The organism is Actinocrinis sp. (assembly GCF_035605935.1).
In the GTDB taxonomy this organism is placed as follows: domain Bacteria; phylum Actinomycetota; class Actinomycetes; order Streptomycetales; family Catenulisporaceae; genus Actinocrinis.
The window spans coordinates 54,485-65,722 of the sequence record NZ_DATNGK010000233.1; the positions used below are offsets into that span (position 1 = coordinate 54,485).

At 67.7% G+C, this 11,238-nt stretch carries 10 protein-coding genes; 7 read left to right on the top strand and 3 right to left on the bottom strand.

Going from position 1 to position 11,238, the window contains the following annotated elements; genetic code table 11:
• Positions 1–39 precede the first annotated feature (39 nt).
• From VN779_RS18885 to VN779_RS18895, 3 genes are read left to right on the top strand one after another with little or no spacing between them, the layout of a single operon-like run.
• Positions 40–1,578 (top strand): GH39 family glycosyl hydrolase, encoded by a 1,539-nt coding sequence (locus tag VN779_RS18885; protein ID WP_325725153.1) that lies wholly within the window; start codon positions 40–42, stop codon positions 1,576–1,578.
• Positions 1,578–2,336: a hypothetical protein gene (locus VN779_RS18890; protein ID WP_325725155.1), complete on the top strand. Its 759-nt coding sequence runs from the start codon at positions 1,578–1,580 to the stop codon at positions 2,334–2,336. Before VN779_RS18885 ends, VN779_RS18890 begins: the two co-directional genes overlap by 1 nt.
• Positions 2,333–4,375 (top strand): beta-galactosidase, encoded by a 2,043-nt coding sequence (locus VN779_RS18895; RefSeq protein WP_325725157.1) that lies wholly within the window; start codon positions 2,333–2,335, stop codon positions 4,373–4,375. The genes VN779_RS18890 and VN779_RS18895 overlap by 4 nt, the downstream gene beginning before the upstream one ends.
• Positions 4,376–4,393: 18 nt before the next feature.
• On the opposite strand, the gene VN779_RS18900 is transcribed toward VN779_RS18895, so the two are convergent.
• The 3 genes from VN779_RS18900 to VN779_RS18910 form a co-directional block, all read right to left on the bottom strand.
• Positions 4,394–6,484 (bottom strand): alpha-glucuronidase, encoded by a 2,091-nt coding sequence (locus tag VN779_RS18900; RefSeq protein WP_325725159.1) that lies wholly within the window; start codon positions 6,482–6,484, stop codon positions 4,394–4,396.
• 47 nt (positions 6,485–6,531) lie between these two features.
• Positions 6,532–7,170, bottom strand: a complete 639-nt coding sequence (locus VN779_RS18905) for a hypothetical protein (protein ID WP_325725160.1) — start codon at positions 7,168–7,170, stop codon at positions 6,532–6,534.
• Positions 7,171–7,261: 91 nt separating this feature from the next.
• On the bottom strand, positions 7,262–7,600 hold the full coding sequence (locus tag VN779_RS18910; RefSeq protein ID WP_325725162.1) for a helix-turn-helix domain-containing protein: 339 nt from the start codon (positions 7,598–7,600) through the stop codon (positions 7,262–7,264).
• Positions 7,601–7,690: 90 nt separating this feature from the next.
• Between VN779_RS18910 and VN779_RS18915 the strand changes: the two genes are divergently transcribed.
• From VN779_RS18915 to VN779_RS18930, 4 genes are all read left to right on the top strand, one after another.
• Entirely contained in the window at positions 7,691–8,455 is a 765-nt protein-coding gene (locus tag VN779_RS18915) for a group II truncated hemoglobin (RefSeq protein WP_325725170.1), read from the top strand.
• Positions 8,456–8,575: 120 nt separating this feature from the next.
• On the top strand, positions 8,576–9,928 hold the full coding sequence (locus tag VN779_RS18920) for a hypothetical protein (RefSeq protein ID WP_325725164.1): 1,353 nt from the start codon (positions 8,576–8,578) through the stop codon (positions 9,926–9,928).
• An 81-nt stretch (positions 9,929–10,009) separates the two neighbouring features.
• Entirely contained in the window at positions 10,010–10,171 is a 162-nt protein-coding gene (locus VN779_RS18925) for a hypothetical protein (protein ID WP_325725166.1), read from the top strand.
• A 225-nt stretch (positions 10,172–10,396) separates the two neighbouring features.
• The coding region (locus tag VN779_RS18930; protein WP_325725168.1) for a right-handed parallel beta-helix repeat-containing protein at positions 10,397–11,238 on the top strand (842 nt) is incomplete at its 3' end.

Here is an 11,238-nt window from a genome sequence, read left to right on the forward strand (position 1 = left end):
TGAGAGTTGCCCGGCCCGCGGATAGCGCGAAGGAGCACCGTGCCGAACCCGATCATCGTCCCGCAGCAGGCGTCTGGCCGATTGACCGACGCCTGGCGCTACTGCGTCGGCACCGGCCGGTTCGAGCTGGCGTTGCGCCGCGACTATCAGGACTCGCTCGCGCTCATTCAGCGCGAGATCGGGTTCCGGCGCATCCGCGGGCACGGGCTGCTCAGCGACGGCGTCGGGGTGTATCAGCCCTATGAGTATCAGGGCTCGAGGCACGTGCGGCACGCCTTCACGTACGTCGACCAGGTGGTCGACGCGTACCTCAGCCTCGGCATCGCGCCCTTCCTGGAGCTGGGCTTCATGCCCGCCGCGCTCGCCTCCGCAGAGCAGACGGTGTTCTGGTGGCACGGCAACGTCACGCCGCCGAGCGACCACCGCGAGTGGGCGGCGCTGGTGCGCGCGACGGTGGCGCACCTGGTCGAGCGCTACGGTCTCGACCAGGTACGCGGCTGGCCGATCGAGGTGTGGAACGAGCCCAATTTGAAGGACTTCTGGCAGGGCGCCGACCGGGACGCCTATCACCGGCTCTATGAGGTGTCCGCACACGCGGTCAAGGACGTGGACGCCTCGCTCCACGTCGGCGGCCCGGCCCTCTCCCCGGGAGCCGACAGCTGGCTGCGGCCCTTCGCCGAGTTCGTCGCGGACCGCGGCGTGCCGGTCGACTTCGTCAGCCGGCACGCCTACACCTCGGGACCGGCGCAGCATGTGCCGTTCGGCGTGCATCAGACCCTTGAGCCGCCGGCGGCGCTGCTGGATCAGTTCGCCGCGCCCCGGCGGCACTTGCGCGACACGGCGTTGGCGGACCTGCCGGTGCACATCACCGAGTTCAACTCGTCCTATCGGCCGGACAACCCGGTGCACGACACCGCGTTCCATGCCGCTTACCTCGCGCCGGTGCTCGCCACGGGCGGAGACCTGGTCGACTCCTTCTCCTACTGGACGTTCAGCGACATGTTCGAGGAGGCCGGTGTTCCGACCACGCTGTTCCACGGCGGCTTCGGCCTGCTGACTCACCGCCAGATCAAGAAGCCCACCTTCCACCTGTATGCGTTCATGGCCCGCATGGGCGAACAGATCCTCGCGCGGGGAGACGACCACTTAGTCACTCGGCACGCGGACGGCCGGATCGCCGTGCTGGCCTGGGCGCCAGTGGACGTGACCGGGCGCGAACCGGTGTCTGGCCACGCGTTGCGGCTTTCGATCCCGGTCGGCTCGCAGAACTCGAATTCAGCCTTCATGCTCCGCTCCCGCGTCAGCGACACAGCGGGAAACGCCTACGCCGCCTGGTGCGAAATGGGTCGCCCAGCCACTCCACAGCCACGCCAACTCGATGCGTTGCGTGAGGCCGCCGAACCGGCGCGCACACATGGGAGCCTGCCAATCGAGGCCGGCCGCGTCGACCTCGCCCTGACGCTGGATCGGCACGAGGTGACGCTCGTCGAACTCAATGCAGTGATCGACGAGACTGCGCCTTGGTGGGACGAGCGGCGCCTGCTCGGACTATCCGCTGACGACTCGCCGGAGCCATGATGAGCAGCCAGATAACCGGGGCCGGGGCCGGCACTGCGCGCGATTCGCGCACCCGCGGCGAGTTCGGCGAAGGGCCGCTCGCCCGCCTCGCAGCCCTCGTCTACAGCCTGCTCACCGTCGAACTGCTGCTTCTCCTCACCACCATGCCCGGTCTGATTCCGTTGGTGCTACTCGACCGCGATGCCAGCAACGCGCCGCTCGCCGTCGCGTGCGCGATTCCGCTCGGCCCGGCCCTCTCCGCCGCCCTCTTCGCGCTGCGTCAGCACAAGGGCGACCTGACCGACCTGAAACCCGCCGCGCAGTTCTGGCGCGGTTACCGGCTCAACGCCGGAGGCGTACTGCGGGTGTGGATTCCGTGGCTGGCGCTGATGGCCGTCCTCGCGGTGAATCTTTCGCATACGGGCCCCGCGGCCATCCCCGGCTGGTGGGCGGCGCTGCTCGTCGCCTTCGCGACCGTCGCGACGCTGTGGATGGCCAACGCGCTGGTGATCACCTCGCTGTTCGCCTTCCGCTCGATCGACATCGCCCGCCTGGCCGCCTACTTCCTCGGCCGCACAAAGGGCGTGACGCTGGGCAATTTCTGCTTACTGATTTGCGCCGCCGGCCTGGTGGCGGCCGCCTCCGAGGCGGTCCTGGCGCTGGTCGGCGCCGGGTTCGCCGCCTTCCTGCTGCGCAACTGCCGGCCGATGATCGACCTGGTTACCGCGGAGTTCACGGCCACCAAGCAGTCCACAGGCCCCGAGGAGCCCACCGCATGAGCCTGCCGCCCGCCGCGAAGATCGCGTTCGGCGGGGATTACAACCCGGAGCAATGGCCACCCGCGGTCTGGGCGCAGGACTATCAGCTTTTTGAAGCGGCGCGGATCGACACCGTCACTCTCGGCGTGTTCGACTGGGCCCTGATACAGCCTGCAGAAGACGTGTACGACTTCGCCCTGCTCGACCAGATCGTCCAGCGCGCGACCGACGAAGGCCGCAGCATCTGCCTGGCCACCGCCACCGGCGCGCACCCCGCCTGGCTGGCCCGCGCGTACCCCGACGTGACGCGCACGGACTTCGAGGGACGCAAGCACCGGTACGGCCAGCGGCACAACGCGTGCCCGAGTTCACCGGCCTTCCGCCGCCTCTCTCGGGAACTGGCTCGCCGCATCGCCGAGCGATACGCCGCCAACCCAGCCGTCATCGCTTGGCACATCGGCAATGAATACGGCGGCGCCTGCTACTGCGAGCTGTGCGCCGCCGGATTCCGGGACTGGTTGCGCAAGCAGTACACGTCGCTGGAAGCGCTGAATGCGGCCTGGTACACGACTTTTTGGTCACACACCTTTGCCGAGTGGGACGAGATCGAGCCGCCCTCCGCGCTGACCGAGCATTGGCGCGGGCCGGACCACACCGCGTTCCAAGGCATCACGCTGGACTATCTGCGGTTCATGTCCGACGCCATGCTCACCAACTTCCTGGACGAGAAGGCGGCGATCCGGGAGTCGAGCCCTGAGGTGCCGGTAACCACGAACTTCATGGGCATGTACCGGCAGATCGACTATCACCGCTGGGCGCCGCACCTCGACTTCGTGTCCTGGGACAACTACCCGCCGGACGACACCTCGCAGCCGCGGATGGCGTTCACCCACGACCTGATGCGCGGCCTCAAGGACGGCCAGCCGTTCTGGCTCATGGAGCAAACCCCGAGCTGCACGGCCTGCCGCGACATCAATCCACTGAAACGCCCCGGCGTGATGCGGTTGTGGAGCTGGCAATCCGTGGCGCACGGCGCGGACAGCGTGCTGTTCTTCCAGCTGCGCGCCTCGCGCGGAGCCTGCGAGAAGTACCACGGCGCGGTCATCGGCCACGCCGGCCGCGCGGACACCCGCGTATTCCGCGAGGTAGCCGAACTCGGCGCGGAACTCGACCGGCTCGGCGGCGCGACCCTCGGCGCGCGCACGGCGGCTCGCGTCGCGATGCTCTTCGACTGGGACAGCTGGTGGGCGCTGGAGATCTCGGACGGCCCATCACGGCTGGTGCGTTATCAGCAGGTTGTGCTGGCCTACTACACCGCGCTATGGCAAGCGGGCGTCGACGTTGACGTCGTCCCGGTGACCGCGGATCTCTCCCGCTATGACGTCGTTCTCGCGCCGGCACTACACATGATCAAGGGTGACCTGCCGCAGCGATTGGAAGGTGTTGCCGCACGTGGCGGCTCAGTCGTCACGACCTTCCTCTCCGGCCGCGTCGACGAGAACGACAACGCGTTCTTGGCGGATGTGCCTGGTCCGCTCGGGCCGCTGATGGGCGTGCGCGTCGATGAATGGGATGCTCGCGAGCCGCAGTTCGTCAACCCGGTGTGGCTTTCGGCCGGTACCGGCCACCAGATCGAGGTGGAGTCGCGACTGCTCTTCGAACTGGTCATCCCGCAGGGCGCCGAAGTCGTCGGCAGCTACCAGGCCGATTTCTACGCCGGAACCCCGGCCGTCACCCGCAATCGCTTCGGTTCGGGCCACGGTTGGTACGTCGCGGCCGGGCTGGATCAGCAGGGCGTGTCCTGGGTCCTGCGGCAGGTGCTCGCGGCCCATGACATAGACCTGCGATACCCCGATGTGCCAGATCTGGAAACGACGCTTCGAGTCGCGCCCGACGGCACGCGGCTGCTCTTCCTGCTCAATCACCGCGACCAGCCCGTCGAAGTCGCCGCGATCGCGCCTGGCACGGATCTGTTGTCAGGAACCAGAATCCAGCGCGGCCAGCAGATTACGCTCGCGCCCCGAGGCGTCATCATCCTGCACTTGAACGCAGACCCCTGACCGCCGCCTCTCTCACCGTCAGTAAATCCGCCGCTGGTGTGCATCGCCGATCCCGGACTTGCGCAAGAAGTACGCGTTGATCTGATCCCGCCACTCCTGCGCGGACCGCACTTGCTCTTCCAGCCGGTCTCGCACGCGTGCGTACAGTGCTGGCGTCACTAGGCCGCCGGGCTCGATTTCCTCCCACGCCTGCCGCATTTCCGCTGCCCGCTGCGCGCCTGCGAAGTGCGTGTCGTAGATGTGCTGGATAACGGTCGATCCGCTGCGCAGCACGTGGTTGTACGCGACATGGTGAAAGAAGAGCAGCAGCTCGTCAGGGCACTGTTCAACCGACTCGTACACGTCGGACCACGGCTGCGGATACTGGCCGGTGAAGCCGGTCCCGCTCGCCCGAGTGCGATCCACGCCGACGCCGTCTCGGTCCGCGAAGTGATAGGTGCCCCAGGGCGTGTATTCGTACCCATCGACGTCGGGGCCGTAATGCTGGCCGGGCCGCACCATGAAGCCGACCCCGAGCGGCGCGGTGTACTGCTCATACACTCGCCAGGATTCGTCCATCATCGCGTGCAGGGTGCCGCGCAGCTTGGCCCCGCCGGTGCCTTCGCCCGCGAACGGCTGAAAGGTCAGATCGATCCATTCGTCGAGCACTGCGATCGGATCCAACTGCGGGTCCCAGGCGAGCCGGCCGAAGGCGTAGAGGTTGGCCTGAGCCAGCGGATGCCCGGTCCAGAACGGATCATCGCCGACGTTTGACACAGCGACCAGGCCGCCCCCTGACGCCACCGCGATCTGCGCCACCGTCGACCCTTCCGCGCCCCAGGGCCGGAATCCGAGCACTTCACTCCACAGCGGCCCGAGGTAACACACGTGCCGCTGCTGCCCGGTGTATTCCTGCGTCACCTGGAATTCGACCGCCAGCCGGGTCGACGGCATCGCCGCGATCACCGGCGACACCGGCTCGCGCGTCTGGAAGTCGATCGGGCCGTACTTCACTTGCAGAATCGCGTTCGTCCTGAACTGCCCGTCGAGCGGCGCGAAGTGGTCGTAGGCGGCGCGGGCCCGATCGGTTGCGCGGTCGCGCCAGTCCTGCCGATGGTTGTAGACGAAGGCCCGCCAGTGCACGATCCCGCCGAACGGCGCCAGCGCGTCCGCGAGCAGGTTCGCGCCCTCAGCATGCGTGCGCCCGTAAGCGAACGGACCCGGCTGCCCTTCCGAGTCGGCCTTCACCACATAGCCGCCGAAATCAGGGATCGACTCGTACACCTGACGAGTCGTCTCGGCCCACCAGGACCGCACGTGTGGGTCCAGCGGGTCGGCGGTCGGCAGGTCTCCGAGAGCGATCGGCGAGGCGAAGTTCACCGACAGATGCACCCGGATTCCGTACGGACGCAACGCATCCGCGATCGCGATCACGTCACCGAGCCGATCGGTGAGCAGGTGCGCCTCCGTGCTGTGCACGTTGACGTTGTTGACCGTGACGCGGTTGATGCCGCACGCGGCCAGCAGCCGGCCGTAGGCCCGAACCCGCCCAAAATCCGCGCGCAGGACGCCGTCGTCCCAGAAGATCGAACCGCCCGAGTAGCCGCGTTCTACCTGGCCCATCACCGGATGCGCGTCGACGTTGTCCCAGTGGTCCAGCATCCGCAGCCGCGCCGCCGGACGGTGCAACTCCACCGGACGCGAGTGCGCGAACGCCGCCTCGCCAAGCCGCACCACGTGAAACAGACCATAGAGAAGCCCGGCCGGCTCATCCGCGACGACTGCGGTCAGACCATCGCGCCGAGCCAGCGCAAAGCCCTCTTCGCCGAGCGCTCCCCGCTCAACCACCGCGTCCGCCGCACTCGGCAACGACCCGGCCGAGGTCAACCCAAGGATCAGCTCATACGATCCATCGCCGTCCGATCCCGGGCCCAGATCCGTGCCGCCCTCGTCGGGCTCTCGCTGCCGCCAACTGCCGCCATACCGCGCGCAAGCCTGCTCGATCTCGTGCGCGACTGTCTCGACGAGCTGACCCTCGCCGCACAGCAGCACGCGGCGCGAACCAATCGCTCGAAACGCCTCCGCCGGCAGCCAAGCGGCATGAACCTCGACCGGATCGAAACGAGTCACAGAATTCCCCGAGAGCTACTCGCGCGCGGAAAGATCGTCCGGTGATCTCAACGCGGATCAGGCCGGTCAAGGTTCCAATGCCGGGACGCGGAAATCGCCCACTCGGTCTCATTGCTGTCGTGCGCCGGGCTCGCCGAAAGGCCGATTCGCGTGATGACTCGCTGGCCGCCCTCCGCGTCGCCGTACAGCACGTCGACCACGAACGGCTGATGGTCTTTGGCGCGCTCGGCCAGGGCGGCGAACTGCTCGCTGCCGGAATCGCGCAGCGCCACCTGGCAAAATCCGCTGTCTCCTGGTGCGATGTAGATATCGCGGGTCAGCCGGTGAAATTCGTCCGGCGACCGGTGCTGCGCGGCGTAGTCGAACTGAAGATCCCAGCCGTGCAGAACGGCCAACCCCCGACCCACGTTACGCAGCGACGCGACAAGGTAAACCGCGTCATCGCTCGCTTCAAGCACTGCGCGTCCGCCGCGCACTGCTACCCAGCGGTTGTCGATGAACCGCACCTTCTGGACCGGGTCCTCCCACCTGGTGGGAATGAGCGTCGGCCGCAGCCCATGCAGCAACCCGCGCTCCGCGTTGCGCGCGGCGGCATTCGCGGATCGGGTCGAGGAATAGGTCGCCACGGCGAGCAGCGCGGTGCCTGCCGCCGTCCCGAGGTTCGCGAGCGTGCCCCAGTCGACCATGGCGCGGTCCTCCAGTCGAGCGCGTGGGCTGGAACGATGCGCTCCGGCCGGTGCGGAGCCGACAGAATACGGCACGCCTGCCATCGACCGGCTACCGTGGCGCCTCGATCGGTGTGGCGGTGCGCTCAGCACGTGCGGTGCCCCAGTCGTAGAGCGCCTGCAGCACCGGTGCCAGGCTCCAGCCCTCCTCGGTCAGCCGGTACTCGACGTGAGCCGGCTTGGCCTGGTAGTCGATCCGCTCGATGAGACCGTCCTGCTGCAGCTCACGCAGGCGCTGAACGAGCATCTTCTCGCTCATGTCCGGGATGCGTCGGCGCAGCTCGCCATAGCGGTGCACGCCCTCCTTCAGGTGCGCCAGGATGACCGGCCGCCACTTGCCGCCGATCACGTCGACCGCCAGCTCCACCGCGCAGTAGTAGCTCTTGTCCATGTCAACCTCGGTAACGTCCGGCCAAGCGATCACCTACCCACCAAAAGGTGCGTACTTGATCGCGGCCGGCCGGGATGCTGGGCTGTGCGTATGGTCACCGAGTACATCAGATACCGTCTGCCCGCGGAGCGCGAGAGCGGCTTCGTCGCAGCGTACGAACGCGCCGCCGAGTCGCTGCGCGCCGCCCCCGAATGCGTCGACTTCGAGCTGAGCCGCTGCACCGAGGAGCCCGCCTGCTTCATCCTGCGCATCACCTGGACCTCGGTCGAGGCGCATCTGCAGGGCTTCCGGGGCGGCCCGGTGTTCGGCGCGTTCTTCCAAGCCATCCGCCCCTACGTCGCGGACATCGAGGAAATGCGGCACTACGAGGCCACTGCGGTGCGCGGCGTCGGCGGCGCGGCGCCACCGAGTCTGTACGAGTGGGCCGGGGGCACTGAGGCCTTCGTCAAGCTCTGCGATGCGTTCTACCAGCTGGTGACGGCTGACGAACTGCTCGCGCCGCTCTTCGAGGCCATGGACGCCGAGCACGCCCGCTACGTCGCCCTCTGGATCGCGGAGGTCTTCGGCGGCCCGCCGACCTACTCCCAGCAGCGCGGCGGATACGGCCCGATGGTCGAGCGGCACCTTGGTAAGGGCATCACCGAGCCGCAACGGCGTCGCTGGGTGAACCTCATGATGGACGCCGCGGACGAGGTCGGCCTGCCACAGGACCCTGAGTTCCGTGCCGCCTTCGCCAGCTATCTGGAGTGGGGCACCCGCCTTGCCCTGCACAACTCGCAGCCGGGCGCGGACGTGGTGCGCAGCGCGCCGATGCCTAAGTGGGGCTGGGGAGTGGCGCCGCCGTACCAGGGTTGAATCGCGCCTGGTGCGGTTAACTGGGCCGGTCACGTCCGTGTCGACGGCTATGGTGTGTCGGTGACCGTGGCGACGACTGGACAGGGGCGGGCCGGCGTTCCGACGCGGGAACCTGCCGCTTTGACACTTAGGCAGCGCGCTGGTGCGCTGTTCCCACTGGACGCCGAAGGCCGCCGCGTTCGGTGGCGCATCGCGCTGAGCATCGCGTTCGTCTTGGCGGCCGCCGCGCTGTCATTGGCGCGGCAAGGCGGCCCAGGGGCGCTGGACTCGATCTGGGCCGAGGACGGGTCGCATTACCAGTTCACGTTCAACCACGGCGCGATTCACACACTGTTCACGCCGGTCAACGGCTACCTGCTCCTGGTGCAGCGAGTTGTCCTCTCGGTGATCGCGCTCTTCCCCATCGCATGGGCTGCCGCGCTGATGGCGATCGCCGGCGGCCTGGCGAGCTCGGCCTGCGCGGTGCTGGTCTTCCACGCTTCGGCCACGCTCGTGCCGTCCCGCGCGGCCCGGCTGTGCTTCGCCGTACCGATGGCGATCCTGCCGTTCGGTGAGAGCGAGGTCGGCAACAACGTCGTCAACATCCAGTGGTACCTGATCTACACCGCGTTCTGGATGGCGCTGTGGAATCCGCGCACGCGCGTCAGGCGGGCACTGGCGGCGGCCGTACTCTTCGCGGCGGTCGGCAGCGACCCGCTCGCGCTGGCGTTCCTGCCGCTGCTGGCGATTCGCCTGTGGAGCCGCCCGCTGCGCGAATCGCGGTGGCAGCTCGGCGGCGTGGCCGCCGGCGTCCTGTTCCAGGGCATCGGCGTGCTGCGGGGCTCACTCGACTCCCGGCCTCCGATGCACGACTACAGTGCCGCGTTCGCGCTGCACGGCTACCTGCGCTACGTGTCGGGCACGACATTGGTCAGCTCGCGGGAATTGGCCCACATCGGGCTCTCTGGCGCGCTCGCCGTCAAGCTGCTCGGCCTGCTCGCGGTCCTCACGCTGGCCGCCGCGGCGCTGCTGGTCAACCGCGCCGCGAACCGCCCGCTCGCGGCGATCTGCGCGGCGTTCAGTCTCGGGTTCTTCTGTCTCGTCACGATGCAGGGCGGCTCGTACAACGACCGATATGCGGTCCCGCCGCTGCTGCTTCTGATCACCGCGCTCGCGGTACTGAGCAGTCCGGCCAGGCTGAGTAGCCAGGCCGAGGCGAGCAAGCCGGCCGAGCCGCCCCACGACGCTCGATGGACCGCGGCGCGCGCCTGCCTCCCGCTGGCGGCGTTGTGCGTCCTCGTCGGCGTCAACGTGGCGGCCAATTACTCCGGCGGCAGCCAGGGACGCACGATCGGGCCCTCGTGGAGCAGCCAGCTTGCTGCGGGCCGCGCCGCCTGCCGAATCCCGGGCACCCGCAACGCACATCTGCAGACGGCGCCAGTCGGCTGGATCGTCAAGGTCCCGTGCTCGCGCCTACTTGGCGGCGGCCGATAACAACCACCGATCATCGCAAGGCGCGCGATCTGGCACGCTCATCGCGGCGGCCTTCGCTCGGACCTATGCATGGTAGTTGCTGTGGTCGGTCACCAGGATCCGGCACACCCGCCGGACGCCGAACTGGCCGCGAAGACGATGGACAAAAGCGAAGCGCTCGCGCACGAGAGCGTGGTCGATCAAGGGCTGCTCGGCCTCGCGCAGGCACGCTATGTTGCATTTCACCGTGCTGCCGCCGGCTGACCCGACGTGCGCCAGTCAGACCGAAGCGCATCAAGTGCATAACACTGTCGCGCAAGCCGCGCAGTAAGAGTACTGTCTACCCGCTTAGTTCGGCTAAGAACCAGCCATGCAAAGGGGTGAGCGGTGCACGGGCGCCGTGTCGCGACTGGCGTCGCGCTACTCATTTCTGTCGGATCTCTCGCGCCGCTTCCGGCCGCCCACGCCGCTTCCGGGACGACGCTGTACGTGAACAATGCTGCGGCGGCCGACTGCTCGGATACGACGGCGGACAGTTCCGTCACGCCTTACTGCACGATCCAGGCTGCCGTGAACGCGGCGACCAGCCCGGGCGATGTGGTTTTCATTGATACTGGCTACTATGCGCCGTTCTCCGTGACTGCTTCGGGTACGGCTGACGCGCCGATCAGGATCGAGTCCAGCGCCACATCCGCCCATGGCCCGATGCCCACCATCGTCCCGCCTTCAGCTTTGCCTGCGATGACGGTGCAGGGCGCGTCCTACGTCGACATCCAGGGCCTCCGCGTGAGCCAGCAGTCTGCGGCAGTCGTCGTGCAAGTCACCGGCTCAAACCACGTGACCGTGACCAGCGACGCGATCTCTCAGTACTCACGCGGAACTGCGCCGGCAGTATCCATAGACTCGGAGTCGTCGTACGTCACGGTCAGCCGGAATGTGATCACGTCGTACTCGTCCGGCGGGGGAATCGCCGCTCACGGCGGTACCGGCGATGTGATCACCACCAATCTGCTGTCGGCCGGACCGGGTATCTCGCTGAGCGGAACCACATACGCAGACGTCACGAGCAATACTCTGCTCAAAGGTTGCGGTGAGGGAGTGGCGATCACGGGCGGCTCCACCTCGACCACGCTCGAGAACAACGTCGCCACGGCGATGTCGACCATCGGTTGCACGGTGCCCGCGAACCAATCCGCAGAGATCCTGGTCGACAGCACATCGACCAGCGGCACTTCGGTCGACTACAACTATGTTAACCCTCTGACGAAATCGACTGACACAACAGGCTTTGGGTATTACTCCTGGGCAGGCTCCGTCTACGATTCGGCGAG

Bases quoted from the DNA above. Each gene is read 5' to 3' on its own strand.
- VN779_RS18890 (WP_325725155.1), top strand. From the start codon at position 1,578: ATGAGCAGCCAGATAACCGGGGCCGGGGCCGGCACTGCGCGCGATTCG.
- VN779_RS18895 (WP_325725157.1), top strand. From the start codon at position 2,333: ATGAGCCTGCCGCCCGCCGCGAAGATCGCGTTCGGCGGGGATTACAAC.
- VN779_RS18905 (WP_325725160.1), bottom strand. From the start codon at position 7,170: ATGGTCGACTGGGGCACGCTCGCGAACCTCGGGACGGCGGCAGGCACC.
- VN779_RS18910 (WP_325725162.1), bottom strand. From the start codon at position 7,600: ATGGACAAGAGCTACTACTGCGCGGTGGAGCTGGCGGTCGACGTGATC.
- VN779_RS18915 (WP_325725170.1), top strand. From the start codon at position 7,691: ATGGTCACCGAGTACATCAGATACCGTCTGCCCGCGGAGCGCGAGAGC.